This window comes from Nisaea sp. (assembly GCF_039990255.1).
Classification (GTDB): Bacteria; Pseudomonadota; Alphaproteobacteria; order Thalassobaculales; family Thalassobaculaceae; genus Nisaea.
In genome coordinates, this window is sequence record NZ_JBDXGG010000004.1 from 385,121 (window position 1) to 411,200 (window position 26,080).

Annotated in this window: 27 protein-coding genes; 18 read left to right on the forward strand and 9 right to left on the reverse strand. The window is 60.9% G+C overall.

Translation table 11 applies throughout. The annotated features are described in order from the left end of the window. The first annotated feature begins 104 nt into the window (after positions 1-104). From rplU to ABJ076_RS02610, 14 genes are all read left to right on the forward strand, one after another. Positions 105-518, forward strand: coding sequence for a 50S ribosomal protein L21 (rplU, locus tag ABJ076_RS02545; RefSeq protein ID WP_348186649.1), 414 nt, complete (start codon positions 105-107; stop codon positions 516-518). A 3-nt stretch (positions 519-521) separates the two neighbouring features. Beyond that, positions 522-788, forward strand: coding sequence for a 50S ribosomal protein L27 (rpmA, locus tag ABJ076_RS02550; RefSeq protein WP_028466096.1), 267 nt, complete (start codon positions 522-524; stop codon positions 786-788). Positions 789-935: 147 nt separating this feature from the next. Continuing rightward, positions 936-2,039, forward strand: a complete 1,104-nt coding sequence (gene obgE / locus ABJ076_RS02555; protein ID WP_348186647.1) for a GTPase ObgE — start codon at positions 936-938, stop codon at positions 2,037-2,039. Then, positions 2,036-3,181, forward strand: coding sequence for a glutamate 5-kinase (gene proB / locus ABJ076_RS02560; RefSeq protein WP_348186645.1), 1,146 nt, complete (start codon positions 2,036-2,038; stop codon positions 3,179-3,181). Before obgE ends, proB begins: the two co-directional genes overlap by 4 nt. Positions 3,182-3,220: 39 nt before the next feature. Then, positions 3,221-4,510, forward strand: a complete 1,290-nt coding sequence (locus ABJ076_RS02565) for a glutamate-5-semialdehyde dehydrogenase (protein ID WP_348186643.1) — start codon at positions 3,221-3,223, stop codon at positions 4,508-4,510. A gap of 31 nt (positions 4,511-4,541) precedes the next feature. Next, complete coding sequence (locus ABJ076_RS02570) at positions 4,542-5,159, forward strand: nicotinate-nucleotide adenylyltransferase (RefSeq protein ID WP_348186641.1); 618 nt, start codon at positions 4,542-4,544, stop codon at positions 5,157-5,159. A 69-nt stretch (positions 5,160-5,228) separates the two neighbouring features. Then, positions 5,229-5,678, forward strand: a complete 450-nt coding sequence (gene rsfS / locus ABJ076_RS02575) for a ribosome silencing factor (RefSeq protein WP_348186639.1) — start codon at positions 5,229-5,231, stop codon at positions 5,676-5,678. Positions 5,679-5,764: 86 nt separating this feature from the next. Beyond that, positions 5,765-6,223, forward strand: a complete 459-nt coding sequence (gene rlmH / locus ABJ076_RS02580; protein WP_348186637.1) for a 23S rRNA (pseudouridine(1915)-N(3))-methyltransferase RlmH — start codon at positions 5,765-5,767, stop codon at positions 6,221-6,223. A 61-nt stretch (positions 6,224-6,284) separates the two neighbouring features. Then, positions 6,285-7,844 (forward strand): 2,3-bisphosphoglycerate-independent phosphoglycerate mutase, encoded by a 1,560-nt coding sequence (gene gpmI, locus ABJ076_RS02585; protein ID WP_348186635.1) that lies wholly within the window; start codon positions 6,285-6,287, stop codon positions 7,842-7,844. A gap of 28 nt (positions 7,845-7,872) precedes the next feature. Continuing rightward, positions 7,873-9,234: a peptidoglycan DD-metalloendopeptidase family protein gene (locus ABJ076_RS02590; RefSeq protein ID WP_348186633.1), complete on the forward strand. Its 1,362-nt coding sequence runs from the start codon at positions 7,873-7,875 to the stop codon at positions 9,232-9,234. After that, positions 9,231-10,565: a S41 family peptidase gene (locus tag ABJ076_RS02595; protein ID WP_348186631.1), complete on the forward strand. Its 1,335-nt coding sequence runs from the start codon at positions 9,231-9,233 to the stop codon at positions 10,563-10,565. Before ABJ076_RS02590 ends, ABJ076_RS02595 begins: the two co-directional genes overlap by 4 nt. Further along, a complete protein-coding gene (locus ABJ076_RS02600; protein ID WP_348186629.1) occupies positions 10,562-11,842 on the forward strand; it encodes a divergent polysaccharide deacetylase family protein in 1,281 nt (426 codons plus the stop codon). Before ABJ076_RS02595 ends, ABJ076_RS02600 begins: the two co-directional genes overlap by 4 nt. 27 nt (positions 11,843-11,869) lie before the next feature. Further along, the gene (locus ABJ076_RS02605) at positions 11,870-12,349 is read left to right on the forward strand and encodes an RNA pyrophosphohydrolase (protein ID WP_348186627.1); all 480 of its coding nucleotides are present in this window, start codon (positions 11,870-11,872) and stop codon (positions 12,347-12,349) included. 120 nt (positions 12,350-12,469) lie between these two features. Beyond that, positions 12,470-13,690 (forward strand): hypothetical protein, encoded by a 1,221-nt coding sequence (locus ABJ076_RS02610; RefSeq protein WP_348186625.1) that lies wholly within the window; start codon positions 12,470-12,472, stop codon positions 13,688-13,690. 86 nt (positions 13,691-13,776) lie between these two features. On the opposite strand, the gene ABJ076_RS02615 is transcribed toward ABJ076_RS02610, so the two are convergent. The 7 genes from ABJ076_RS02615 to ABJ076_RS02645 form a co-directional block, all read right to left on the reverse strand. Further along, positions 13,777-14,178, reverse strand: a complete 402-nt coding sequence (locus tag ABJ076_RS02615) for a F0F1 ATP synthase subunit epsilon (protein WP_348186623.1) — start codon at positions 14,176-14,178, stop codon at positions 13,777-13,779. Positions 14,179-14,210: 32 nt separating this feature from the next. Further along, positions 14,211-15,635 (reverse strand): F0F1 ATP synthase subunit beta, encoded by a 1,425-nt coding sequence (gene atpD, locus ABJ076_RS02620; protein ID WP_348186621.1) that lies wholly within the window; start codon positions 15,633-15,635, stop codon positions 14,211-14,213. A gap of 77 nt (positions 15,636-15,712) precedes the next feature. Further along, a complete protein-coding gene (locus ABJ076_RS02625) occupies positions 15,713-16,597 on the reverse strand; it encodes a F0F1 ATP synthase subunit gamma (protein ID WP_348186619.1) in 885 nt (294 codons plus the stop codon). A gap of 35 nt (positions 16,598-16,632) precedes the next feature. Continuing rightward, positions 16,633-18,168 carry a F0F1 ATP synthase subunit alpha gene (gene atpA, locus ABJ076_RS02630; protein ID WP_348186617.1) on the reverse strand — a complete coding sequence of 512 codons (1,536 nt, stop codon included), beginning with the start codon at positions 18,166-18,168 and terminating at the stop codon, positions 16,633-16,635. Then, positions 18,168-18,719, reverse strand: coding sequence for a F0F1 ATP synthase subunit delta (locus ABJ076_RS02635; protein ID WP_348186615.1), 552 nt, complete (start codon positions 18,717-18,719; stop codon positions 18,168-18,170). The genes atpA and ABJ076_RS02635 overlap by 1 nt, the downstream gene beginning before the upstream one ends. Before the next feature lie 228 nt (positions 18,720-18,947). Beyond that, the gene (locus tag ABJ076_RS02640; RefSeq protein WP_348186613.1) at positions 18,948-21,173 is read right to left on the reverse strand and encodes a primosomal protein N'; all 2,226 of its coding nucleotides are present in this window, start codon (positions 21,171-21,173) and stop codon (positions 18,948-18,950) included. 70 nt (positions 21,174-21,243) lie between these two features. Further along, the gene (locus tag ABJ076_RS02645) at positions 21,244-22,113 is read right to left on the reverse strand and encodes a LysR family transcriptional regulator (protein ID WP_348186611.1); all 870 of its coding nucleotides are present in this window, start codon (positions 22,111-22,113) and stop codon (positions 21,244-21,246) included. 92 nt (positions 22,114-22,205) lie between these two features. Here ABJ076_RS02645 and ABJ076_RS02650 point away from each other — a divergent pair, with 92 nt between their 5' ends. The 4 genes from ABJ076_RS02650 to ABJ076_RS02665 all read left to right on the forward strand — a co-directional run bounded on the left by ABJ076_RS02650 (position 22,206) and on the right by ABJ076_RS02665 (position 25,017). Continuing rightward, complete coding sequence (locus ABJ076_RS02650) at positions 22,206-22,499, forward strand: YciI family protein (protein ID WP_348186609.1); 294 nt, start codon at positions 22,206-22,208, stop codon at positions 22,497-22,499. A 172-nt stretch (positions 22,500-22,671) separates the two neighbouring features. Next, the gene (gene fsa, locus ABJ076_RS02655) at positions 22,672-23,325 is read left to right on the forward strand and encodes a fructose-6-phosphate aldolase (protein WP_348186607.1); all 654 of its coding nucleotides are present in this window, start codon (positions 22,672-22,674) and stop codon (positions 23,323-23,325) included. 16 nt (positions 23,326-23,341) lie between these two features. Next, positions 23,342-24,091: a DUF484 family protein gene (locus ABJ076_RS02660; protein WP_348186605.1), complete on the forward strand. Its 750-nt coding sequence runs from the start codon at positions 23,342-23,344 to the stop codon at positions 24,089-24,091. Next, entirely contained in the window at positions 24,070-25,017 is a 948-nt protein-coding gene (locus tag ABJ076_RS02665) for a tyrosine recombinase XerC (protein WP_348186603.1), read from the forward strand. Before ABJ076_RS02660 ends, ABJ076_RS02665 begins: the two co-directional genes overlap by 22 nt. On the opposite strand, the gene ABJ076_RS02670 is transcribed toward ABJ076_RS02665, so the two are convergent. Together ABJ076_RS02670 and ABJ076_RS02675 are read right to left on the reverse strand one after the other, a co-directional pair. Beyond that, entirely contained in the window at positions 25,014-25,430 is a 417-nt protein-coding gene (locus ABJ076_RS02670; RefSeq protein WP_348186601.1) for a RidA family protein, read from the reverse strand. The two genes, ABJ076_RS02665 and ABJ076_RS02670, sit on opposite strands and share 4 nt — an antisense overlap. A gap of 37 nt (positions 25,431-25,467) precedes the next feature. Continuing rightward, positions 25,468-25,971, reverse strand: coding sequence for a hypothetical protein (locus ABJ076_RS02675; protein WP_348186599.1), 504 nt, complete (start codon positions 25,969-25,971; stop codon positions 25,468-25,470). Positions 25,972-26,080: the final 109 nt, after the last annotated feature.

Genomic DNA, 26,080 nt, shown 5'->3' on the forward strand with positions numbered 1-26,080 from the left:
ACCGGGCAATCCGCTGTTGACTTGAAGTTCGTCAGGAGTATAGTCCGCCGCTCTGACGCGGGAGTAAGTGTCCGCGCGCCCTTTTCATTGCCAGAGTATTGACAATGTTCGCAGTCGTTAAAACCGGCGGTAAACAGTACAAAGTCACCCCGAACGACGTTATCAAGGTTGAGAAGCTTTCCGGCGACGCCGGTTCTTCCGTTGATCTTGCTGACGTTCTGATGCTGGGTGAAGGCGAAGACCTCACAGTTGGTGCGCCGACTGTTGAAGGAGCTGTTGTACGCGCCGAAGTGCTTGAGCAGACCAAAGGCGACAAAGTCGTCGTCTTTAAAAAGAAGCGCCGTCAGGGCTATCGCCGGACCCGCGGACACCGTCAAGAACTGACAGTGCTGCGCGTGACCGACATCCTGGCCGACGGTAAGAAGAAAGCCGCGCCGAAGAAGGCCGCTGCCAAGAAAGCTCCGGCGAAAGCTGAAGCTCCGGCAGAGGTTTCGGCCGAAGCCGAGACGAAGGAGTAATCCATGGCCCATAAAAAGGCAGGCGGTAGTTCCCGTAACGGTCGCGATTCCGCCGGACGCCGTCTTGGCGTCAAGAAGTTCGGTGGCGAAGCCGTGATCCCGGGCAACATCATCATCCGGCAGCGGGGCACCAAGTTCCATCCGGGCGAGAATGTCGGCATGGGACGTGACCATACCCTGTTCGCGCTGTCGGAAGGCAAAGTTGCTTTCCGCCGGAAGAGCAACGGCCGCACCTTCGTGGAAGTGGCGCTGGCTGAAGCAGCAGAATAACGCCTCACCCGCTTTCGGGCGGGTCATGGCTGCGGATGAGGGAACGGTCCTTTGGCTGTTCCCTTTTTTCGTGCCCGAATTCCGGCCCCAATTCCGCCCTCAATTCCGGATCGCTGGGCCGGGCCGGGTATTACTGGATGACATGAGATGAAGTTCCTCGATCAGGCCAAGGTGTTTCTGAAGAGCGGTGACGGCGGCCCCGGCTGTGTCAGTTTCCGGCGCGAGGCTTTCATCGAATATGGCGGGCCGGACGGCGGCGATGGCGGCCGCGGCGGCGCCGTGATTCTTGAATGCGTCGACGGCCTGAACACCCTGATCGACTACCGTTACCAGCAGCATTTCAAGGCAAACAGCGGCCGTCCCGGATCCGGTGGTAACCGCAGCGGCGCCAGCGGCGGCGACTCCGTGCTGCGCCTGCCGGTCGGAACGCAGATCCTTGACGACGAACGCGAGCATGTCATTGCCGATCTGACAAAGGTCGGTGAACGGATCGTCCTGATGAAGGGCGGCGACGGCGGTTTCGGCAACGCCCATTACAAAACCTCGACCAATCAGGCTCCACGGAAGTCCCTCCCCGGCTGGCCCGGCGAGGAGATGTGGGTCTGGCTGCGCCTGAAACTGATCGCCGACGCCGGGCTGGTTGGTCTGCCCAATGCCGGAAAATCGACTTTCCTGTCCAGCGTCACGCGGGCCCGCCCGAAGATTGCGGATTACCCCTTCACCACATTGCATCCAGGTCTCGGCGTCGCCACGGTCGGCAAGGACGAGTTCGTCATTGCGGATATTCCGGGATTGATCGAGGGCGCATCCGAAGGAGCCGGGCTCGGCCACCGTTTTCTTGGCCATGTCGAGCGCTGCGCTGTGCTGCTGCATCTGGTTGATGCCACGCAGAACGATCCGGCTGCGGCCTACCGCACGGTGCGCCAGGAGCTTGAGGATTACGGCGGAGGACTTTCCGACAAGCAGGAAATCGTCGCCCTGTCCAAGATTGACTCGGTACCCGAGGAAGACATTCCGGTCCTGATCGACATGGTGCAGGAGGAAATCGGCCGCGAGGTGATCACCCTTTCAGCGATATCCGGTGCTGGCCTCGATTCTGCGCTTTCTGCCCTTATCGGGCCCGTTCAGGAAGCGCGCCGTGCGCGTAAGGACGCGGCGGCCAAGGACGACACCGATTTCTCCGAGCCTGAAGACGAAACAGAAGCCTCCGAAGAAACCGGCAAGACTGGAGCCGGCTGGTCACCCGTATGAGTCCCGACGGTACCGAACTTCTGAAGAGTGCCGGTCTGGACGATGCCGAACGGATCGTCGTCAAGATCGGGTCTGCCCTGCTGGTCGATGAAGACGGCGGCGAGGTCCGGCGCGACTGGCTGAACTCGCTGGCCGACGATATCGCGGACCTGAAGACGCGCGGCAAGCAGGTGCTCGTCGTTTCCTCTGGCGCCATTGCCGTCGGTCGGCGCCATCTCGGTCTGCCCAAGGGCCCTCTGAAGCTCGAAGAGAAACAGGCCGCCGCTGCGACGGGCCAGATCCAGCTGGCCCACGCCTATCAGGAAGCACTGGCACGGCACAGTATAACGGTCGCGCAGATTCTGCTCTCCCCCGACGATACGGAAGAACGGCGGCGCCATCTGAATGCGCGCTCCACGCTGACCGCCCTGCTCGGTCTCGGCGCGGTGCCCGTGGTCAATGAGAATGATACAGTCGCAACCGAGGAAATCCGATTCGGGGACAATGACAGACTCGGCGCCCGCGTCGCCCAGATGGTAAGCGCCGATGCACTGATCCTGCTCTCCGACATTGACGGCCTCTATACCGCCGACCCGCGCCGCGATCCCGCTGCCGCTCATATTCCATTCGTCGAGCATATCGATGCAGAGATCGAAGCCATGGCAGGGACCGCCGGCAGCGATCACGCGTCAGGCGGTATGGTGACCAAGATTGCCGCCGGGAAAATCGCCACCGCTGCCGGGTGCCGCATGGCCATCGCCAAAGGCTACGCGCCGCATCCGCTCCGCGCCATCAGCGACGGAGCGCCTGTGACCTGGTTCGCGGCGGCGACCACACCGCGCGGCGCTCGCAAGAACTGGATCGCGGGCTCCCTCACACCAAAAGGCTCTCTCACACTTGATGAAGGTGCCCTGAAAGCGCTGAACCGAGGCAAGAGCCTGCTCCCGGCAGGCGTCACTAAGGTCGGCGGCAGTTTCGAGCGCGGCGATCTGGTGGAAATCCTTGATCCGGCGGGGCGACCGGTTGCACGCGGGCTTTCGGCCTATGGTGCGGCGGACGCCAAGCGCATCGCCGGGTACAAATCCCGTGAAATAGAGCGGGTCCTCGGCTACCGTGGCCGGGACGAGTTGGTCCACAGGGACGATCTGGTGCTTGAACGCTGACCGGCGCGCACCGGAAGACATTGGGGAGCGGATGGACCCATGGCCATTCTTGAGATCGACAGCGCAGATAACGGCGATATTGCCGGGATGATGTCCAGCCTTGGTGCGGCCGCGCGTGAAGCCGCCGCAGCTCTGGCCATTGCGACAGCGGAACAAAAAAAAGCGGCGCTTCAGGGTGCTGCCGATGCAATCCGTGCGTCCCAGCCTCAAATCCTGGCCGCGAACGCAAAAGACCTTGATTTCGCGAAAGAAAAAGGCGTCCGAGACTCCCTGATGGACCGCCTGAAACTGGATGCGGGCCGGATCGAAGCCATCGCTCAGGGCATGGAAGACGTCGCCGCGCTGCCCGATCCGATCGGCGGCGTGATGGCCGATTGGGACCGCCCGAACGGGCTGAAAATCGCCCGCGTCCGGGTGCCGCTCGGCGTCATTGGCATCATTTACGAATCCCGCCCGAACGTGACGGCGGATGCTGGCAGCCTTTGCCTGAAATCGGGCAACGCGGCGATCCTGCGTGGCGGATCGGAGAGCTTCCATTCCTCGAACGCGTTGGTCGCGTGCCTGCATCAGGGCCTGAAATCAGCCGGTCTGCCGGAAGCTGCGGTGCAATTGATCCCGACCCGCGACCGGGCGGCGGTCGGCGTACTGCTGACCATGAACGACAGCGTGGACATCATCGTGCCGCGTGGCGGCAAGAGCCTGATAGAGCGGGTGCAAAAGGAAAGCCGGATTCCGGTCATCGCCCATCTCGACGGTGTCTGCCATGTCTATGTCGACGCGGCGGCGGACCCGGCCATGGCGCGCGATATCGTGCTGAACTCGAAAATGCGCCGGACCAGCGTTTGCGGGTCCGCCGAAACGCTGTTGATCGATGGAAAAGTCGCGGTAGACCAACTCCCTGGCATCGCCGCTGCACTTCGGGAAGCGGGCTGCCAGCTCAAGGGCGACGCGGCCGCTCGGAAAATCGTTCCGGATATGCAAGAAGCGACGGAAGCCGACTGGTCCACCGAGTATCTCGACGCCATTCTCTCGGTCCGGGTGCTTGATGGTGTTGATGCGGCAATCGACCATATCAACCGTTACGGCTCGCACCACACGGACAGCATCGTGACCGATGACGACGCAGCGGCTGCCCGCTTCGCCGCCCACGTGGATAGCGCCATCGTGCTGCATAACGCCTCGACCCAGTTCGCCGACGGTGGCGAGTTCGGCATGGGCGCGGAGATTGGCATATCCACTGGCAAGTTGCATGCACGGGGACCGGTCGGGGCGGAACAATTGACCAGCTTCAAATATGTCGTGACCGGAACGGGCCAGACGCGCCCGTGAGCGGGCAGCAGAGTTGCACCGGCACCATGTCATGATCAGAAATCCCAAGGCCCGCCGTTTCCTTGCCGCCGCACGCGGCAAGACGATCGCGGTCATGGGCGGGTCTTTCAATCCCGCGCACAAAGGCCATCTCGACGTCGCACTCTATGCCCTGCGCAAGCTGCGGGCGGACGAGGTCTGGTGGATGGTCTCACCGCAAAACCCTCTGAAAAGCCCGGATGAGATGGCGCCGTTCGCCGAACGCAAGGCTTCCGCCGAGAAACTCGCACGGCATCACTCCAGGATACGGGTGACGGATATAGAGGTTCTGCTCGGCACGCATTTCACTGCCGACACGCTCTGCGCCCTGGTAGACAATGCCCGGGACACACGGTTCATTTGGGTCATGGGGGCGGATAATCTGATCGGCTTTCATCGCTGGGCGGAGTGGCAACAAATCTTCAACAGTGTCGTCATTGCAGTTTTCGACCGTCCATCCTATTCTCTAAGGGCCTTGTCGGGTCCGGCGGCCCGCCGTTTTGCCAGAATGCGTACACGGGAACGTTCCGGTTCGCTGCTTCGCAATCGACGGGCACCGGCGTGGGTGTTCTTTCACACCCCGCTTAATCCGTTGTCCGCTACCCGCATCCGGTATGAGGCGGGACAGTAAGACAGGCGGACGCTTACCCTGACATGTGCTAGAAACTGGCGCCGTTCCGGATTAACGGCACCGCAATATTTGTTCGGCTTAGCGCCACTGGCGCGAAAGGAGACAGTCATACCGAAAAAAACCGCTCTCCCTTCACGGGAAAGCCTCGTCGATCTGGCCTCTCGCTCGCTCGACGATATTAAGGCCGAGGATTTGGTCGTTATCGACCTCGAAGGCAAAACCTCGATTTGCGATACCATGCTCATCGCAAGCGGGCGATCCACCCGCCAAGTCGCCGCCATGGCGCAACATCTCATCGAAGAACTGAAATCCGCCGGAATTAAGGGAATCTCGGTAGAGGGTCTCTCGCAGGGAGATTGGGTTTTGGTCGATGCCGGCGACATCATCGTGCATCTGTTCCGCCCGGAAGTCCGAGAATTCTACGGGCTTGAAAAAATGTGGGGCAACGAGCCCGCTGACAGCGGCAGAACAGTCCAGATCGGTGACATGGACGACGCGCGGGAAGCTGCCCACGCTTAAGCTTGAACAGATGACTGACGGGTGGCGCGGCGCTGACAGCACGGACTGGCGCCCGCTTCGATATCGCCCAGTCACGGAAAACATCCATGAAACTGACCCTCGCTGCGGTCGGCAAAGGCCGTCGTGACGTCCATTCGGATCTGTTTACACATTACAAAGGGCGCCTTTCCTGGCCGCTGGAGCTCCGCGAAGTCGATATAAGACGCAAACTTCCGCCCGAACAATTGCAGGAGGAAGAGGCGATGCAGCTCCTGGCCCTTGTGCCGGACGGCGCCATCGCTGTGGCGCTGGACGAGCGGGGCAAGACGCTTTCGAGTGCGGAATTTTCAAGTAGAATCGGCACCTGGCGCGATGACGGTATCCGCGACATTGTTTTCCTGATCGGCGGTGCGGACGGGCACCATGATCGCGTGCGCAACCGTGCGGATCTGCTGTTCTCGCTCGGCCGGGCAACCTGGCCGCACATGCTGGTTCGCGGGATGATCGCCGAGCAGCTTTACCGGGCACAGCAAATCCTGGCAGGGCATCCTTACCATCGGGAATGACCGGCATCATCCCCGATCACCGGGATGACCAGGGGCCTCTAATTCTGTATAAACCGGTGCTATGATCAAACATCAGAACAAACCGCGTCCCGTCGTCTTGTGCATCATGGATGGCTGGGGACAGCGTGCCGAGAGTGACCACAATGCCGTGGCCCTCGCCAACACCCCTAATGTCGACCGTCTGACAGCCGCCGAGCCGAGCGGATTCATGCGTGCCAGCGGCGGCGATGTCGGCCTGCCGAACGGGCAGATGGGCAATTCCGAAGTCGGGCACATGAATCTCGGCGCCGGACGCGTGGTCATGCAGGACCTACCGCGCATCAGCAAGGCCGTTACCGATGGCAGCCTCGCGAGTATACCTGCGCTGAAGGCATTGATAGATCAGGCAAAAGCCGGAAGCGGGCGCTGCCATTTGCTCGGTCTCACATCGCCGGGCGGCGTGCATGCGCATCAATCCCATATCGCCGCACTCGCCCGGGTGCTGACGGATGCCGGGATCGAAGTTCTGATTCATGCCTTCCTCGATGGCCGCGACACGCCGCCGAAAAGTGCCCGCAGCGATATCGAACGCCTACTGGGCGAGCTTCCTGACGGCGCGAAAATCGCCACACTCTCAGGCCGGTTCTACGCTATGGACCGCGACAATCGCTGGGAACGGGTGGAGCAGGCCTACAAGGTCATTGCGGAAGCGGAAGGAAATACTGCCTCCGATCCTCTGGCCGAGATTGACCGGGCCTATGCCGCCGGTGAGACCGACGAGTTCGTCACTCCGGCCGCAATGCCGGGCTATGACGGCGTGAAGGATGGCGATGTTCTGCTTTCCGCCAATTTCCGGGCCGACCGGATGCGGGAAATTCTGGCCAGCCTACTCGATCCCGCATTCAGCGGCTTCACCCGCAAACGCCCGCTTAAATTCGCCGCTGCCGCAGGTATGGTGAGCTATTCCAGCGCCCTTGATCCGTTCCTGTCCGTGCTGTTCCCCGCGCTGGACCTGAACAACACCCTCGGCGAGACCGTCTCGAATGCAGGCCTTGCCCAGCTCCGCATGGCCGAGACCGAGAAATACCCCCATGTCACCTTCTTCCTGAATGGTGGCCGCGAGGACGTGTTCGAGGGTGAAAGCCGGATCATGGTGCCCTCACCGAAAGTCCGGACCTACGATCTGCAACCGGAAATGTCCGCGCCAGAGCTGACAGAGAAACTGGTCGGTGCCATCGAGAGCGGCAAATACGATCTGATCGTCTGCAACTTCGCCAACCCGGACATGGTCGGCCATACCGGCAGTCTGGAAGCGGCAATCAAGGCCGTGGAAACCGTGGATTGCGCTATCGGCAAGGCCGAAGCGGCTCTGCGCAAGACCGGAGGCTGCATGTTCCTGACAGCCGATCACGGCAATTGCGAAATGATGCAGGACCCGGAAAACGGCGGTCCGCATACGGCACACACCACCAATCTGGTGCCGACTATTCTGGTCAACGCCCCAGCCGGAATTACGAGTCTGGCAACAGGCCGCCTTGCAGATGTGGCACCGACCCTGCTGGATCTGCTTGGGCTGGCCCAGCCGTCGGATATGACCGGCACCTCCATGTTGCGCACCAGCGCCGACGGCGCCGCAGAGTAGCGGCGGCGCACGCGATGACCCGCGCTCCATGACCTGCATCACGAGAATCAAACGCGGCATGGCGGGCCGGGTGCTGATCACTCTCGCCGTGCTTAATATGGCAAGCCAACTTTTTGGGACCATACCGGCTCACAGCGCAGAGCCGCTTCCCGAAGCGGGAATTCTGGACCAAAACCTCGATCAGGTAGAGAAGGCGCTGCAAAACGGAGCTGCGCGCAAGCGTGACCTGGACGCGCTCGCAGACAGCGTGGAGCAGGAGCTGCAACGCCTGAGGCACGCACTGGTTCAGGCCGCCGAGGCCACGCAGGAGCGCGAAGCGGCACTGACCGCGGTAGAGCGAAAACTTGCCGAACTCCACAGCAAGCGAACACTGAGCGCGGGAACTCTCGGGGTGAAGAAGCGACAGCTCGCCCAGGTATCTGGCGCCCTCCGCCGTCTGGCTGCCCGGCCACCGGTCGCCATGGTCGCGTCTCCCGCCAATCCACTCGACATTGTGCACACGGCCATGCTTCTCAGCTCCCTCGCACCGACACTGCGCCGGGACGCCCGGCAACTCGCAACCGAGATTGCCCAACATGAAGCTGTCGAGCGCGGGATCATGGATGAGAAACGACGCCTTGCAGCCGCGACAAGCGCGCTGGACCGCGAACGCTCAACCGTCGCCGCTCTGCTCAAGGAGAAACAGGAAGCACGGCGATCGATGGCCAAGGAACGATCCGCCGTGGTCGACCGACTAAATGCGCTCGCCGCCTCGGCCCGGGACCTGCGCGACCTGATGCAGAAAATAGAACGCCACAAGGCGGCTGGAGATGAAGCACGGGCCCGGTTGGATTCGATGGTCCAGAAAGATGCCGTACCGTCCAGTGAGAGCGCCGTGGCACCGGGCGCCGCACCGGCGGGCACCAAACCTTTGGCCTCGAAAGTGGTGACAATCTCACCTGATTTTGTGGCTGATCTGCCAACTGGCCCGAAGATTGGCGCGAGCAAGGGCGGGCTGACCTATCCGGCGGCAGGTAAAATCAGCCAGCGATACGGTATCGCGAACCGGCTGGGCCTGACCGAACAGGGGGTTGTGATCGCGACACGCGAAAACGCGCAAGTCGTTGCCCCTTTTGACGGAAAAGTCATTTATGCCGGACCATTTCGCGGATATGGTCAGATTGTGATGATTGAACATGGCCAAGACTACCTTACCTTGATGGCAGGTATGTCGTTGGTCGATGTTCAGGTCGGGCAGGGCGTGCTTGCAGGCGAGCCTGTGGCTCGCATGGGAGATGCTGGGACGAGTGCAGACGGATCCGAGGGGCTGTATGTGGAGTTTCGCCACAATGGTGCCCCGATCGATCCGTTACCATGGTGGTCCGCGCGCACGAACAAGGTAAGGCGATGATGAAATCGATCCGTCAGACGAAATTCTGGACCAGAGCTGCTCTGGTTGGTGCCGTAGCCGCGGCCGCATTGCTGTTCGTGCCGCCATCGGAAGATGCCAAGGCGCAGCTGCAACCGACACATGACACCTACGACCAGCTCAAGCTGTTCGCCGACGTGTTCGAGCGTGTCCGCTCCGAATATGTTGAGGAAGTGACCGATCAAGAGCTTATGGAAGCAGCCATCAACGGTATGCTGACCTCGCTCGATCCGCATTCGAGCTTTCTCAATTCCAAGAGCTTCCGCGATATGCGGGTGCAGACCAAGGGCGAGTTCGGCGGCCTCGGCATTGAAGTTTCCATGGAAAACGGCCTGGTCAAGATCGTCTCCCCGATTGACGACACACCGGCGGCGGCGGCCGGACTGGAGCCGGGCGACCTGATCACCCATCTCAACGGCGAGCCGGTCATGGGCCTGACCCTCGGCCAGGCAGTCGAAAAGATGCGCGGCCCGGTGGCATCCGATCTGACCATCTCCATCCGGCGCGGCACAAAAGAGCCGTTCGACGTCACGCTTACCCGTGCGGTCATCAAGATCCGCTCTGTTCGCTCCCGGATGATCGACGATGTCGGCTATATCCGGATCACGACTTTCAACGAACAGACCACTTCCGGTCTGCGCAAGGCGATCGACAAGATCAAGGCCGAGAAGGGTGACGAACTCACCGGCTACGTGATCGATCTGCGCAACAATCCGGGCGGCCTACTCGACGAAGCAATCACGGTATCCGACGCCTTCCTTGAGCAGGGCGAGATCGTGTCCACCCGCGGCCGCGATCCGGAGAACGCGTCCCGCGTTCATGCCAAGCCCGGCGATCTGACCGACGGCAAACCCCTCGTTGTGCTGATCAATGGCGGTTCGGCTTCGGCCTCCGAAATTGTCGCCGGCGCATTGCAGGACCATCGCCGCGCGATCCTTCTCGGTACCAAGAGCTTCGGCAAGGGGTCGGTCCAGACGATCATCCCACTTTCCGGCCAGGTTGCCATGCGCTTGACAACGGCGCGCTATTACACGCCGTCCGGCCGCTCCATCCAGCAAACGGGCATCGAGCCGGACATCGACGTACCGCTGGCCAGGATCGAAAAACTCGATAACGGACGGGGACGCCGTGAAGCCGACTTGCGCGGCGCGCTGAACAATCCGGCAGGCAACGGCGACAGTAAGCCGGAAGGCGCACCAGAAGCCACTGACGACACGGCAGAGACAAATCCCGAGCAGGAAGACTACCAGCTCGCCCGGGCCATCGATCTGCTGCGGGGCATTGACCTTTACCAACAGCGCATCGTGAATTGAAACTACCCATACCAAAGATAAGCCTGAAGCTGCCGGGACTGCCGTTTCGTAAACGGACCCCGGTAGATGGCATTGAAGACGATACCGCAGGCAACGCTAGTCCGCCGCGGAAGACCCGCCGGATTGTCGGAATCCTGCGCATAGCCGGGACGGCGGTGCTTGGCATATCCGTAATCGGCGGCCTCGGTGCCGTCGTCGGATGGCTGGTGGTGAACGGCCCGGAAACCGTCGCCGAGCGTGAGGCCCGTCGGCCGTTCCTTAAAGTCTCCGTTTTAGAAGACGGTGCCTCTCCGGAACCGAATACAAGCCTCGACAATAAGCCCTCGCCAAAGCCCGACAATCACGGCGACGATCACGCTATGGCCAGCGATGAGGGTGACGGCCATGGGCAGCCAGAAGATGGTATGGGTCCGAATGGACAGGACACCCAAGGTGCCGACCCGGCCGGTCATGAGACCGCACCGGAAGAGCAGAAAGGCCCGCGGTTCGAACTGGCGCTTACCGAGGAAACCGAGAAAGGCATGCTCCCGATGGTCGCTCCCGACGGGCGCAAGGCATGGGAGACTTATGCCCGCCCCTTTGACGGAGATACAAAGCTTCCCCGGATCGCCATTATCATGACCCGGATGGGTGTGTCCCACTCTCTCACGGAGGCCGCCGCCGAAATTCTCAGCCCCGAAATCTCGTTCTCCTTCTCCCCCGCCGCGAGCGATCTGGACGACCAGGTCGCAATGGTGCAGCAGGCGGGACATGAGATTTTTCTCGATATTCCCATGGAGCCTTTCGGATATCCGATAAACGATCCCGGTCCTTTTACATTGCTCACTTCGCTCAGTGCTGTCGACAATCTCAACCGTCTGGAATCTGCGCTCGGCCGGACTGTCGGCTATGCCGGCGTGATCGGTGTCAAGGGATCTCAATTCACCACTGATGAAGAAGCGCTGACACCAGTCCTCGCGGTCCTGAAGGAGCGCGGTTTGATGTATGTGGACAGTGCCGCGACCTCACGGACAATCGCGCTGGAAATCGCAGGTTCCATTCAGCTTCCCCGCGCCGTGGCGAATGCGAATATAGACGACAATCCGGCTATTTCGGAAATGGAGCGGCGGTTCGCCGCCCTGGAGCGGACCGCCCGACGCACAGGATATGCGCTCGGTGTCGTTCCTCCCCTGCCCATGACGATCGACCTCTTGGCATCCTGGTCCGCAACGCTTGCCGAGCGCGGCTTCACACTGGTGCCTGCTACATCCATCGCGAACAAGCAAAGCCTGCGCTAGACACATATAGAATGGACCATGCCACTTATGGCGACTGAACCCGCCGCTCTCCCTTACCGTCCCTGCGTCGGGGTCGTCCTGATCAATGACGAAGGCAAAATATTTATCGGCCGCCGTTCGGATATGAAGCCCGCTGCCTGGCAGATGCCCCAGGGTGGCATAGACGATGGCGAGGACCCGCTGCAGGCCGGCCTGCGCGAACTCGCTGAAGAGACCGGTGTCACGGCCTGTGAGGTGATCGACATGACACCGGACTGGCTTACCTACGATTTTCCGCCCGAAGCCGTTCGCAAGGGAATTAAATCGCGGTATCGCGGACAGAAGCAAAAATGGATCTTGGCCCGCTTTACCGGTGTTGACGGAGATATTGATCTGTCCGCCCACACTGTAGAATTCGATGCTTGGCGCTGGGCTAATAGCGATGAGGTTCTTCACCTGATTGTGGAGTTCAAGCGCCCCGTCTATCAGGCCGCGCTCGACCGGTTCGCCCATTTCTTATTACGCTAGCTAGTCTCCTTGCCTTCAGCCGCTGGACTGATAGGGTTGGTCCAGACCGTCAGCTGCGAGCGTGACGTTTCCACACAAATTTCGACCACCGGTTGAGCATAGCATAAGGCCGATTACATAATGTCCGGGGCCGCCAACAACCTCCCACAAACATTCGAACGTCGCGGGACTTGTGTCCCCTTTGTATCCGTACCGGCGTTCAACCATCTCCGTGTGCGCGAGTATCTCGGCGGACGTGGGCGCTTGCTGGAAGCGACGATCCCGAATTTCTCCGGTACCCGTCGCGGAGAATTTGCCATTGTCGACTGGAAGCAGCTCCCCAGCATGGGCGTCCTGTCCGAGCGTGACGAAGAGGTTCACGGCAGGATACTAGGCACACGAAACGCGCAGGATCTCGATCCGCTCAATATCCGTTCCATCCTGCAGCAGGCCGATGCTGCCTATAACCCGGACGAAGTACGCCGCCGTCTGGCCCGTGAGCAGGCGCAACGCGACCTTGAGGAAAAAGAGATCGTCCGGATGTCCTGCATCGCGCAAATGACACGCGAATGCGGTGTGGCGCAAGGCGATGCCTTCATGGCGCGGGCGAGTACACAAACCCTGCTGAATTTGATGACCGGCAAAAGTGCCGTCTCCGATTTTCGGATGGAGGAGCTGGTCTCCAAGGTAATGTCTCACACGGCACTGCGCGCCGGCTGCACCGTCGACGAAGTCCGGGACTGGCTTGAACCGCTGGTCGGCCTCATTGCACCATTTGGCTCTGTTGCATCCGACCAGGAAAAGAAAGCGGACGGCTTTCTTTTCCGCCAGCATCTCCGTCTACTGGAGCTTCGGGGCTCACTGCAGATCTATGCATCCGATTCCCGGCCCGAGGTGGCTGATTCAGTCAGTCTTGTCCTCAGAGTGGTGGATCAAACAATCGGCTATGTCAGCGAGCGAATCGTCACCCTTGATACACTTCTGGCCAGCATCGCCGGCATGTTCTCACAGGTGAATAACTCAGTCACCAAGCTACAAAAGCTGAGGCGGGAAGTCGCCTATGGGCTGGACGGCTGGGACGATCTTGTATCCATCTGGCTCGACGCGTTCGAGAACAGGCATCTGATCGGCGGTGAAGCAGGGCTGGAACGCGCAATCATACACATCCTGTGGCATCTGCCCGTGTTGCCATACAAAGAGCTGCATGGCGATGCGTTCGACGCTCAGTCCTCAGTCGAGCGGGCACGGGTCAGGATCGTCAGCCAGATGCATTCCTGGCAGACCGACGAAATCGATCACGAGCTGAAAGCACGTGTCGAGAACGGAAAGAAAAAGGCCAACGAGGAAAAACTCGGCTGGTAAGCCTCCCTCTTCCGCGCAACTCCAAATGCAAAACGGCCGACGCAAGCGTCGACCGTTTCGTTATATCAGTGTTTTGACCCGGTAACTTATTCGGCAGCAGCGCGAAGTGCTTCCAGAATTTTGATCCGACTCTCGATCCGCTCGCGTTCGAGGTCTGTCGTCGCATCTTTCAGATCGTCCCGCAGGTCGGAAAGTTCAGAATCGACCTTGGCCGTGTCGACATCCTTCAGCACCTGAGCCTCTTCGGCCAGCACCGTGCAGCGAGTCTCCGTTACTTCGGCAAAACCGCCGGCAACGAAGATCCGTTCGGCGACGGAGCCGTTCTGATGGATATCGATCACACCGGGCTCGAGGGTCGAGATCATCGGCGCGTGGCGCGGCAGCACACCAAAATACCCTTCCGTACCAGGTACCACGACCATTTCGGCCGCTTCCGAGTAGAGAAGCTTTTCCGGCGATACCAGCTCGAACTGTGTCGTCTCGGCCATGTCTATGGCTCCACTCCGTTAGGCGGCCTGAATTAAGCCGCTTCCGCCGCCATTTTCTTGGCCTTCTCGACGGCCTCCTCGATGGTGCCGACCATGTAGAAGGCGCCTTCCGGAAGATCGTCGTATTCGCCGGCAATGATGCCCTTGAAGCCCTTGATGGTGTCTTCGAGAGACACGAGCTTGCCAGGAGAACCGGTGAAGACTTCGGCAACGTGGAACGGCTGGGAGAGGAAACGCTGGATCTTCCGGGCGCGAGCCACGGTCTGGCGGTCTTCTTCCGAGAGTTCGTCCATGCCGAGAATGGCAATGATGTCCTGCAGGGACTTGTAGGTCTGCAGCACTTCCTGCACCGAACGGGCGATCTCGTAATGCTCGTCACCGATGATCCGCGGATCAAGCATCCGGGAGGTGGAGTCAAGTGGGTCAACAGCCGGGTAGATGCCGAGTTCGGCAATCTGACGGCTGAGAACCGTGGTCGCGTCAAGGTGCGAGAAGGACGTGGCAGGTGCCGGATCAGTCAAGTCATCGGCCGGCACGTAAATAGCCTGAACCGAGGTGATCGAGCCCTTCTTGGTGGTGGTGATACGTTCCTGCAGCATACCCATATCGGTCGCCAGGGTCGGCTGATAGCCCACCGCCGACGGGATACGACCGAGAAGCGCGGACACTTCGGAGCCTGCCTGCGTGAAACGGAAGATGTTATCCACGAAGAACAGCACGTCCTGGCCTTCTTCGTCGCGGAAATACTCGGCCTGGGTCAGACCGGTCAGCGCGACACGGGAACGGGCACCTGGCGGCTCGTTCATCTGGCCATAGACGAGGGCAGCCTTGGAGCCTTCGCCGTCCGGCACGATAACGCCGGATTCAACCATCTCGTGGTAGAGATCGTTACCTTCACGGGTCCGCTCACCAACGCCCGCGAACACGGAATAACCGCCGTGCGCTTTCGCGACGTTGTTGATCAGTTCCATGATCAGAACGGTCTTGCCAACACCGGCGCCGCCGAACAGGCCGATCTTACCGCCCTTGGCGTACGGTGCGAGCAGATCGACGACCTTAATACCAGTGACCAGGATCTCCGCATCTGTCGACTGCTCTGCAAAATCAGGCGCAGCACGGTGGATCGGGGATTTCGTCTTGGTAACAACCGGCGCACCGTCATCAACCGGGTCGCCAATCACGTTCATGATCCGGCCCAGGGTTTCCGGACCAACCGGGACCAGGATCGGAGAGCCTGTATCTTCCACCGGCTGGCCACGTACCAGGCCTTCTGTTCCATCCATGGCGATCGTACGAACCGTGCGCTCACCGAGGTGCTGAGCAACCTCCAGAACCAACAGATTGTCGCCATTTTTTGTATGCAGGGCGTTCAGGATGGCCGGGATCTCGCCGTCGAACTGAACGTCGACAACGGCGCCAATTACCTGTGTGACTTTGCCTGTCGCATTCTTAGCCATAAGTCAGCTCCAAACCTCTATCCGGGATATCCGGATCCTCGTTAATTCCATTCGATCGAGAGTGTCTTCAGTGCGGCCTAAACGGCCTCGGCACCGGAGATGATCTCGATAAGTTCCTTAGTAATGTTCGCCTGACGCGCCCGGTTGTAGTTCAGCGTCAGCTTGTCGATCATGTCGCCTGCGTTCCGCGTGGCATTGTCCATCGCGGTCATCCGGGCACCATGTTCACTGGCATTGCTTTCCAGCAGAGCGGTGAAAATCTGCGTCGCAACGTTACGCGGCAGCAACGCAGCCAGAATGGCTTCTTCGTCCGGCTCGTACTCATAGAGAGCACCGCTCTCGGAAGCGGACGAATCATCTTCCACCTCCGGCACACTTGCCGGAATGATCTGCTGGTTGGTGATGATCTGGGTCATCGCCGACTGGAAGCGGTTGAACAGCAGGCTGCAGACGTCGAAATCTTCGCCTTCGAACATCTTCAAGATCTGAGCCGCCAACTCGTCGGCCGAAGCAAAAGCCACGCCCTTGCGGGTCACGTCCTGAACGGAACCGACCATGATATCGCCGAACTCGCGCTTCAGGGCATCCTTGCCACGACGACCGACGCAAAACAGCTTGACCGTCTTGCCTTCACCACGAAGCGCACGAACGCGCTGGCGCGCCGCCCGGATGATCGTGCTGTTGAAACCACCACACAAGCCCCGGTCTGCCGTGAACACCACCAGAAGGTGGATATCGTCACGACCGGTTCCCGACAGCAGCTTCGGACCACCGGCCTGCGTCGCGGCGCCTGCCAGCGATGCAATCATCCGGTTCATCCGCGCGGCATAGGGCCGGGAGGCTTCCGCCTGTTCCTGGGCACGACGGAGTTTAGCCGCCGCGACCATTTTCATGGCAGAGGTGATCTTCCGCGTCGACTTGACGCTGTTGATCCTGATCTTCAGGTCCTTGAGGGTGGCCATGTATGCTCCTCGCTCTGCTCGCTAGCTGCCGATCCTCAGGCGAAGGTCTTGACGAAGCCGCTGAGGAATGCCTTCAGCTTTTCTTCGATATCGGCGGTCAGCGCCTGCTCGGAACGGATCGCTTCAAGGATATCCTTACCCTTGGCGCGGATTTCCGAGAGATAGGCCTGCTCGAAGCGGGTAACATCGCCGAGCGGCAGCTCGTCGAGATAGCCACGCACACCGGCATAGATCACAGCGACCTGCTCTTCCACCGTCAGCGGAGAGTATTGCGGCTGCTTCAGCAGCTCGGTCAGGCGAGCACCGCGAGCGAGCAGCTTCTGCGTGATCGGGTCGAGGTCCGACGCGAACTGTGCAAAGGCAGCCATTTCACGATACTGGGCAAGTTCCAGCTTGATGGAACCGGCAACCTGCTTCATCGCCTTGATCTGGGCGGCAGAACCAACACGGCTGACCGAGAGACCAACGTTCACGGCCGGGCGGATGCCCTGGTAGAACAGTTCGGTCTCGAGGAAGATCTGACCGTCGGTGATGGAAATCACGTTGGTCGGAATGTAAGCGGAAACGTCACCAGCCTGGGTTTCGATAACCGGTAGCGCAGTCATGGAACCGGCACCCTGATCGTCGTTCAGCTTAGCTGCACGCTCAAGAAGACGGGAGTGCAGATAGAAAACGTCACCCGGGAATGCTTCACGCCCCGGAGGACGACGAAGAAGCAGGGACATCTGGCGATAGGCAACGGCCTGCTTGGAAAGATCGTCATACACGATAACGCTGTGCATACCGTTATCGCGGAAGAATTCACCCATGGTGCAGCCGGTATACGGCGCCAGGTACTGCATCGGCGCCGGCTCGGAAGCGGTGGCGGCCACGACGATGGAATATTCCATCGCGCCGTAGTCTTCCAGGGTCTTCACGATCTGTGCGACGGTGGAGCGCTTCTGACCGACCGCAACGTAGATGCAGAACATCTTTTTGGTTTCGTCGTCACCTGCGGCGTCGTTCACGGCCTTCTGGTTGATGAAAGCATCGATGGCGATAGCGGTCTTGCCGGTCTGACGGTCACCGATGATCAGCTCACGTTGGCCACGGCCGACCGGGATCAGGCTGTCGATGGCCTTGAGGCCGGTCTGCATCGGCTCATGCACGGATTTACGCGGCATGATGCCCGGCGCTTTGACTTCAACGCGCTTGCGCTCGACATCTTCCAACGGGCCTTTGCCGTCGATCGGGTTACCGAGACCGTCGACAACGCGACCCAGCAGGCTTTTGCCGACCGGAACGTCCACGATCGCACCGGTCCGCTTGACAGTGTCGCCTTCCTTGATCGAACGGTCGTCACCAAAGATAACGATACCGACATTGTCGTCTTCAAGGTTCAGCGCCATGCCCCGGATACCGCCCGGGAACTCGACCATTTCACCAGCCTGGACCTGATCCAGACCATAGACGCGGGCGATACCATCACCGACGGAGAGAACCTGGCCGACCTCGGCCACTTCTGCTTCGGTACCGAAATTCGCGATCTGTTCCTTCAGAATCGAAGAAATCTCAGCGGCGCGGATATCCATCAGCCAACACCTTTCATGGCAAGCTGCAAGCGCTGCAGCTTGGAACGGATTGAATTGTCGATCATGCGCGAACCGACGCGCACGATCAGCCCGCCGATCAAAGCCGGATCGACAGAGAGATTAACGGAGACCTTCTGTCCGACAGCCTTTTTCAGGGCATCGGAGATATCGGCAAGCTGTGCTTCGCTAAGCTCGATTGCAGAGGTCACATCGGCCGTCACTTCGCCGCGCCGGGCGGCAAGCTGAGCCAGAAAAGCAGTGATCATTGCGTCCATCGCGAAAAGACGGCGGTTGGATGCAACGGTACCGAGGAATTTCTGGGTCAGCGCATGCGCTCCCATCTTTTCCAGCACCGCCGCAATACCGCGCGTCTGATCTGCCCGCGTCAGAACCGGGGAACGCACCAAGCGAGAGAGGTCCGGGCTTTCGATCAGAGCCTGCCGCAAGGATTTCAAATCCGCTGCAACGGCATCCAAAGCCTTTTCCCCTTCCGCCAGCTCATAGAGGGCGGAAGCATATCTTCCGGCCAAGCCTGTCGTTTCGGAAGCCACCAGGGAACGCCTCATTCCAGATATTATCGCCGTTTGCCGGGCACCGTTTCGGAAGTGCACCGTTTATCGGCGAATATTGACCAATAAAAACCCTCGTCGACGGCAGTTTCCGCCAAGCGCGGCGGTTCTCTAGCATAGAGGTTCAGACCGTGCAAGCGGTGGGTTGCCGGTTCTCGCAGGGTGGACCACGCAGTCCGGACGGCCGCGCGGCCCGGACGGCCGCGCGGCTCAGAGGAAACTATAGGGATCTATATCCACCGCCACGCGCACCGAATTCGGAACCTCCACGCGACCTAGCCAATCGCGCAGCACTGCCTGGATATTGACGTCGCGCCGGGTCTTTATGAGCAGGCGCCGGCGATGCCTTCCGCGGAGCAATGCCAACGGGGCCGGCGCGGGGCCGAGCACGGAGACGCCGTCGAAATCCGGCGCCGCCCGGCCGATCCGGCTGGCCACCATATCCGCCTGGTTTGAATCCGCCGCACTGACGATGATCGCGGCCAGGCGTCCGAAAGGCGGCATTCCCTGCTGTTCACGTGCCGCGGCCTCTTCGGCAAGGAAGCCATCCCGGTCCCATGCCGCGATCGCCTTCAGCACCGGATTCTCCGGCTGATGGGTTTGCAGCAGCACCCGGCCCGGATGTTCCGCCCGGCCAGCCCGGCCCGCCACCTGATGCAGTAACTGGTAGGTTCGTTCCGCCGCCCGCAGGTCTCCACCGGCAAGGCCGAGATCCGCATCAACCACCCCCACCACAGTCAGTTTAGGAAAGTGATAACCCTTGGCCACGATCTGGGTGCCGAGTAAAATATCCACCTCACCCGCCCGCACACTGCGGACGAACTCGGCCGCCGCCGCCGGCCCTTGCAGGGTATCACTGGAGACGATCTGAAACCGGGCGTCGGGGAAAACAGCCGCGACTTCCTCTGCCATCCGTTCCACGCCAGGGCCGCTGGCAACGAAACTTTCTTCAGCTCCGCATTCCGGACAGGTTTTCGACAATCGCTCGCTATGACCGCAATGATGACACTGCAACCGGCCCAGTAAACGATGCTCGACCAGCCAGGCCGAGCAACTGGGGCACTCCAGTCGGTGTCCACAGGCACGGCAAAGCGTGAGTGGTGCATAGCCCCGGCGGTTAAGGAAGACCAGCGACTGCTCACCAGCAGCAAGAGCACCCGTCATCGCCTCGATCAGCGGCTGGGATAGCCAGCGGCCCCGCACGGGCTGATGGCGGCGCAGGTCGACCAGCTCCACCGACGGCAAGGTCGCGACACCATGCCGCGCGGTCAGACGAAGCTGGCTATAGCGGCCATTCTCTACATTGCGCATGGTTTCCAGCGCGGGTGTCGCGGACACAAGCACGATCGGACAGGGAGTCAGGCTGGCCCGGACCACGGCCATGTCCCTGCCGTGATAGATCACGCCTTCCTCTTGCTTGTAAGCGGATTCGTGCTCCTCATCGACCACGATCAGACCGAGATTCGGAAATGGTAGATAGAGGGCCGAACGGGCGCCGACCAGCACCCGGACCTTGCCCTCGGCGATCTGGCGCCATGTGTGACGGCGCCGGCGCGGCTTCAGCTCGGAGTGCCATTCCGCCGGACGCACGCCGAAGCGCGCCTCGAACCGGTTCAGCCACTCCGCCGAGAGCGCGATTTCCGGCAGCAGCACGAGCACCTGCCTGCCCATGCGCAGTGCGGTCGCGACCGCCTCGAAATAAACTTCTGTCTTGCCCGCCCCTGTCTCACCATCAAGCAGCACCGGCGCGAAGCTCTCAGCGCTGACCGCCTCGCACAGCGCATCAGCCGCTTTCTGTTGTTCGTCCGAGAGCGGCGTTGTCCGCGGCAAGTCCGGATCGGGCTCCGGAAAGGGCGTATCCGCCGGCAGGGCGACACTCGCCAGCCCCCCAGCTTCCGCCAATCCCTTCACAACGGATGTGCCAACACCGGCCTCATCCGCGATCTCCCGCGCTGTACGCGGCGGCCCGTCCGCCAGCAACTCCACCACCCGGCGCCGTGCCGGCGTCAGTCGCAGCCCCTGCGCTTCCACTGCCTCGATCCCGCCGGAAAGCGCGGCATAAGCCGTGACCGGCCTTGCCGGCTCGAACGCATCGGGCACGCTGATGGCCATGCGCAATACGGCGCCCTGGGCGGTCAGCGTGTAGGAAGCCGTCCAGTCCACCAGCTTCAGAATCGCTTCCGGCAACGGCGGTACCGGCAGGGCGCGAATCACCGGTTTCAGGCGGCTTCGCGCCACCTGGCCGCCATCCGGATTCTCGGCGACATCGAGCGCCCACACCACCCCCGTGGTACGGCGATTTCCAAGTGGTACTTCAACAATACTGCCGCATTGCAACGCCATCTCCGCGTCCGCCAGATAGTCGTAGGGACCGGCCAGCGGCAGCGGAATCAACACCTGGATACGGCGGGACTCATCAGGGAACAGATCGGACATGGGCGGAGTGTGGCGAGGTGTTTGGCTCTCCGCAACGGTCTCGGTTTTGTACCGGCAAGACGTGACTCCGTCAGGACCGGAACAACCCTTCCAGCCAGGCCGTGACAACACCGATTGCTGCCGCATTCGGCTGACGGGCATGCGAAAGCAGCCAGACCTCCCGCTCCGGCAACGGCTCCGCCCCTGTAACGGCGATAGCCGCGAGCCGATGGTCCTGATCGGCGATCATGGCAGGGAGAATCGAGCATCCCAATCCAGCAGCAATAGCTTCCAGAGCCGTTTCCGCATCACCGACCCTTAAGCCGCCCGCACCTTGTCCATCCCGCCGGGCACGGCGCTCAAGCCAGCGGGCATGCGGCAGGTGCGCCATTGCATCCTCGAAGAGAATCCATGGGGCAGGCGTATCAGTCGCCCCTCCATTCGGGCCGTAGGCGTCATAGCGCAAAGCACCGAGCTTCCGGATCTTTACGGCGCTGCCGCCACTTTCCGGCCGCGCCATGCGCAGTGCCAGATCTGCCTCGCGCCGGGTCAGGCTGAGGTCCCGGTTCTCCGGAATCAGTTCAAGCGTAAGATCCGGATGCTCGGAGAGAAGCGGTACTGCCGCCGGAGCGAGTATCCGGTTCACCAGCATCGGAACGGCGGTGAGCCTGACCGTTCCCGCCACCCGCTGCCGCTGTTCCCCGAGGAGCGCGGACGCGGCAATCGCTTCCCGCTCCATTGCAAGAGCCCGTTCCGCGACTTCCTCGCCCGCAGGTGTCAGCACCAGGCGCCGATCACCAGTCCGAACCAGAAGATTGACCCCGGTTCCCTCCTGCAAGGCGTTGAGCCGACGACCGACGGTGGTCTGGTCGATACCCAACAGACGTGCCGCCGCCGCAATCGAACCACCGCTCCGCACCGCTGCCAGTATTTGCAGGTCGTACCAATTTCTTATCTGCATAAATGCACCTTAGAACCGCAAATATACATGTTCAATTCTCTCAATCGCATCTTCATTATCGGGAAATCGACGCCCGTAACGAGGAACCACTCATGAAGTTCGCCGTTTTGCTTGAAGACAACCCGGCTGCCAGCACAGAAATCCGGCAGAGGTACATGCCTGCCCATCTCGACTTCCTCGAAGAGAACCGGGACCGAATAGAGGCCGCAGGCCCCCTGCCCGTCTTGGGTGCTGGCTCGGGCGGGCTCTGGGTTGTCGAAGCTCCGGACAAAGGGACGGTCGAGACACTGCTCCATACGGATCCGTTCTGGTCGACCGGATTGCGGAAATCCGTTCAGATACTGATCTGGAAACAGGTCTTCGCGAACGGCAAGAAGTTGATCTGACCAGCCCGGACCCACGCCCCCTTTTTCCGGCCCCTGTTTCCTGCAGTTCCGTGAAAAGCCGGTGACGTTACCCCAGCGTCACTGGCACCGGTCCCTTGTATGAGCTAGACTCGCTTCGTCGATTCGGCCATACGAGGCCCGGATTCATCACCTGCCGAGGATACAGGACGACATGAAGTTTTTCATCGACACAGCGGATGTTACGGAGATCAAGGATCTGGCCGCCACCGGTCTCGTGGACGGGGTGACGACCAACCCGTCGCTCATCGCCAAGTCCGGGCGCCCGATCCTCGAAGTGATCAAGGAAATCTGCGACGTCGTCGACGGACCGGTCAGCGCGGAAGTCACCGCGACCGACCACGAGACGATGATGAAAGAGGCAGCGCTGCTGCTCAAGCTGGCTGACAACATCGCCATCAAGGTGCCGCTGACTGTCGATGGCCTGAAAACCTGCAAGGCGCTGAGCGACGACGGCATTCCGGTCAATGTCACCCTCTGTTTCTCCGCCGGACAGGCATTGCTGGCTGCCAAGGCCGGTGCCGCTTTCATCTCGCCCTTTGTTGGCCGTCTCGACGATATCGGCATCAATGGCATGGACCTGATCGCGGATATTGCGGATATCTACGCCAACTTCGATTTCGACACGGAAATCCTCGTCGCCTCCGTGCGTGGCCCGCAGCATGTCATCGAAGCGGCCAAGCTCGGCGCGGATGTCGCCACGCTGCCACCGGCCGTGCTGCGCAGTCTGTACAATCACCCTCTCACCGACAAAGGTCTCGATGCCTTCCTGAAGGACTGGGCGAAAACCGGTCAGAGCATCCTCTAGGGACGGACGGCAAACGATGACAGGCAAGGGCTCCGCGGCGGAACCGGGCAAGAAGAGCGTCAAGCAGGCGGCAAATCAGCCTGCCCCAACGCTGACGGCCGGGCAGGTCACAGAATACCTTGCCGCTCATCCGAGCTTCCTGATCGAGCACCCCGAACTGATCGACATCCTGACCCCGCCAAGCCGGACCAGTGGCGAAGCGGTGGTCGATATGCAGCATTTCATGCTGGAGCGGCTGCGCTCGGAGAATCAGAAGCTCAAGGATTCCCATGCCGGTCTGGTCGCTACAGCGCGCGGCAACCAGTCGACCCAGAACCGCATCCACGCGGCAATCTTGCGCATCGTGGCAGCGAATTCTTTCGATAACCTGATCCAGTCAGTGACGATAGACCTGCCGGTCATGCTCGGCATCGACGTGGTGACACTCTGCATCGAGGCTGGCGATGTGCCGATTCCGAAGGCCTATGCTTCGGGCGTGCGCTCCATCCCGGCCGGGACCATCGATCGCAAGATCGGCGTCGGCAAGGACGTGATGCTGGCCGCCAATGTCGAGGGCGATGAAGAGATTTTCGGCTCGGCTGCCGGTCTGGTCTCCTCCATGGCTCTGGCCCGTATCCAAGTCAGCCCGCACTCACCGATGGGCCTTATGGCTTTCGGAACGCGGGACGGCGAGGCCTATCATCACGGGCAGGCCACCGAGCTTTTGAGCTTCCTTGCCCGCACCACGGAGCTGACCATCCGGCAATGGCTGAACCTTCCGGGCTGACAAAAGCCGAGACCATCACAGACCTGACCAGCGCAATCAATGCCTGGAGACAATGGCTGGCGAGTGAAAAGCGCGCCTCAAGCCACACCCTGTCCGCCTATGAGCGGGATCTCGATCAGTTTCTCGATTTTCTGCAGAATCATCTGGGTGCAACTCCCGGCTTCTCCGATCTCGCCGCCTTGAAACCCGCGGACTTCCGGGGGTATTTGGCCCGGCGCGTCTCGGAGGGCTATGCGAAAACCTCCACAGCACGGGCGCTCTCCGTCATACGCGGGTTCTTTAGATTTCTCGAACGGCGCGGCGTGCTTGCAAACGCGGCCATCTTCGCGATCCGGGGACCGCGCATTCCTGTCTCGGTACCGAAGGCGCTGACGGTTACCGAAGCGGCTGAAACCCTCGATGCCATGGGTGATCTGGCGTCAGAGCCATGGATCGCAGCCCGTGACGTTGCCCTCGTCTCCCTGCTTTACGGCGGCGGGTTACGGATCGGCGAGGCACTGGCGCTCAATCGCGATGATTTTCCGGTGGGCGACACACTCACCATCACCGGCAAGGGCAACAAGCAGCGCATCGTGCCGATACTGCCCGCCGTCCGCGCCGCCATCGACGATTACGTCGCCCGCTGCCCGTATCGGGGCGGGCCAGATGCTCCGCTGTTTCTCGGCGCCCGGGGCAAACGGCTGCAGGCCGGTGTTGCCCAGCGCGCCATGCGCTTGGCGCGGGGCTGGCTGAATCTGCCAGAAACCGCAACGCCCCACGCCTTGAGGCATTCCTTTGCCACCCACCTGCTGGCCGGTGGCGGCGATCTACGGGCGATCCAGGAACTGCTCGGCCATGCCTCACTGTCTACCACCCAACGCTATACCAGCGTGGATGCGGAGCGGCTGATGGATGTGCATCGCCGGGCACATCCGCGAGACAATTAGGGCGTTCTGAAGCGATCTGCCGGAATCACTGCGACCGGTGTGATCTCGACCAGAAAGTCCTCGTGCCCAAGGCCAGCGACCATGACGGAGGTCGACACCGGCTCCCGTCCTTCCGGAAAGAAAGCCGCCCGGACTTTCTGGATTTCCGGAAGCTGGGAGCGGTTGGTGAAATAGGTCGTGGTTTCGACAATATCGCCGGGAACACCACCGACATGGGCAAGCAGCCGCCCGATATTATCGAATATCTGCCGGGTCTGCAGGGTGACGTCTCCAAGCCCGACGATGTTCTCATCCGCGTCCCATGCGACTTGGCCGGTCAGGCGGACGATAACGCCCTCATGCTGGGTCACGCCCATCTGAAAGCCGCGTCCCCGCGCTTTCCAGACCTCGGGAACTTCAAAACCGTTTGCCATTTATGGCTCTCCGCCGACGAAACTATAAATTCGGGCTTCAGTTTCGGAAAAAGATCAGCTTTCGATCCTCTTCCCAGTCCGGCACCCAGAAATAGTAGTGCAGGTCGCACATGCCATCCTCAAGAATGATCGCGACTGGACAGGCGTCGTCGATGCCGGTCATTTCCCGGGTTTCCTCCTGTGTCAATCGCTCCAGAGAGATCTTAGGCGGCGGCTCGCCATTACCGCATAAGCCCATTTGGTTTGCGCTGTCGAAGAAGGTCACCACCCCTTCCGAGACCAGAGCACCCTTCTCGTGTGTCACCACGACCATAAGGAAGGTAGAGCCTTCCGGATTATCGTGGCTCACATAGCCGGCAACCTTGTCCTGATAACCGTCGCAAGTGACATCTCCACTTTCGACCTGCCAGTCGTTATGAAAAACGTACTGGCTGCCCTGATACCGCATCTCGGCATTGAGCTCCCCCTCCGTGACGTCCTGAGCTTGACCGATGCCGCACCATAGAAACACAAAACCAAGGGCCATCAAGACAACCCGCATCTGCCAGATACTCCTCATTCATTTCGACCAAATGTTTGGCCGAGTGAGCTTGCGCGGCCTCGCCCGCTCGGCCATGCTCTTTATCACATCACCCGGCGACCACTCACTG

What these genes read in the sequence shown, in the direction of transcription:
- rplU (WP_348186649.1), top strand. Translation starts at nt 105, where the DNA reads ATGTTCGCAGTCGTTAAAACCGGCGGTAAACAGTACAAAGTCACCCCG.
- rpmA (WP_028466096.1), top strand. Translation starts at nt 522, where the DNA reads ATGGCCCATAAAAAGGCAGGCGGTAGTTCCCGTAACGGTCGCGATTCC.
- obgE (WP_348186647.1), top strand. Translation starts at nt 936, where the DNA reads ATGAAGTTCCTCGATCAGGCCAAGGTGTTTCTGAAGAGCGGTGACGGC.
- proB (WP_348186645.1), top strand. Translation starts at nt 2,036, where the DNA reads ATGAGTCCCGACGGTACCGAACTTCTGAAGAGTGCCGGTCTGGACGAT.
- ABJ076_RS02565 (WP_348186643.1), top strand. Translation starts at nt 3,221, where the DNA reads ATGGCCATTCTTGAGATCGACAGCGCAGATAACGGCGATATTGCCGGG.
- ABJ076_RS02570 (WP_348186641.1), top strand. Translation starts at nt 4,542, where the DNA reads ATGATCAGAAATCCCAAGGCCCGCCGTTTCCTTGCCGCCGCACGCGGC.
- rlmH (WP_348186637.1), top strand. Translation starts at nt 5,765, where the DNA reads ATGAAACTGACCCTCGCTGCGGTCGGCAAAGGCCGTCGTGACGTCCAT.
- gpmI (WP_348186635.1), top strand. Translation starts at nt 6,285, where the DNA reads ATGATCAAACATCAGAACAAACCGCGTCCCGTCGTCTTGTGCATCATG.
- ABJ076_RS02590 (WP_348186633.1), top strand. Translation starts at nt 7,873, where the DNA reads ATGACCTGCATCACGAGAATCAAACGCGGCATGGCGGGCCGGGTGCTG.
- ABJ076_RS02595 (WP_348186631.1), top strand. Translation starts at nt 9,231, where the DNA reads ATGATGAAATCGATCCGTCAGACGAAATTCTGGACCAGAGCTGCTCTG.
- ABJ076_RS02605 (WP_348186627.1), top strand. Translation starts at nt 11,870, where the DNA reads ATGGCGACTGAACCCGCCGCTCTCCCTTACCGTCCCTGCGTCGGGGTC.
- ABJ076_RS02610 (WP_348186625.1), top strand. Translation starts at nt 12,470, where the DNA reads ATGTCCGGGGCCGCCAACAACCTCCCACAAACATTCGAACGTCGCGGG.
- ABJ076_RS02615 (WP_348186623.1), bottom strand. Translation starts at nt 14,178, where the DNA reads ATGGCCGAGACGACACAGTTCGAGCTGGTATCGCCGGAAAAGCTTCTC.
- atpD (WP_348186621.1), bottom strand. Translation starts at nt 15,635, where the DNA reads ATGGCTAAGAATGCGACAGGCAAAGTCACACAGGTAATTGGCGCCGTT.
- ABJ076_RS02625 (WP_348186619.1), bottom strand. Translation starts at nt 16,597, where the DNA reads ATGGCCACCCTCAAGGACCTGAAGATCAGGATCAACAGCGTCAAGTCG.
- atpA (WP_348186617.1), bottom strand. Translation starts at nt 18,168, where the DNA reads ATGGATATCCGCGCCGCTGAGATTTCTTCGATTCTGAAGGAACAGATC.
- ABJ076_RS02640 (WP_348186613.1), bottom strand. Translation starts at nt 21,173, where the DNA reads ATGTCCGATCTGTTCCCTGATGAGTCCCGCCGTATCCAGGTGTTGATT.
- ABJ076_RS02645 (WP_348186611.1), bottom strand. Translation starts at nt 22,113, where the DNA reads ATGCAGATAAGAAATTGGTACGACCTGCAAATACTGGCAGCGGTGCGG.
- ABJ076_RS02650 (WP_348186609.1), top strand. Translation starts at nt 22,206, where the DNA reads ATGAAGTTCGCCGTTTTGCTTGAAGACAACCCGGCTGCCAGCACAGAA.
- fsa (WP_348186607.1), top strand. Translation starts at nt 22,672, where the DNA reads ATGAAGTTTTTCATCGACACAGCGGATGTTACGGAGATCAAGGATCTG.
- ABJ076_RS02660 (WP_348186605.1), top strand. Translation starts at nt 23,342, where the DNA reads ATGACAGGCAAGGGCTCCGCGGCGGAACCGGGCAAGAAGAGCGTCAAG.
- ABJ076_RS02665 (WP_348186603.1), top strand. Translation starts at nt 24,070, where the DNA reads ATGGCTGAACCTTCCGGGCTGACAAAAGCCGAGACCATCACAGACCTG.
- ABJ076_RS02670 (WP_348186601.1), bottom strand. Translation starts at nt 25,430, where the DNA reads ATGGCAAACGGTTTTGAAGTTCCCGAGGTCTGGAAAGCGCGGGGACGC.
- ABJ076_RS02675 (WP_348186599.1), bottom strand. Translation starts at nt 25,971, where the DNA reads ATGCGGGTTGTCTTGATGGCCCTTGGTTTTGTGTTTCTATGGTGCGGC.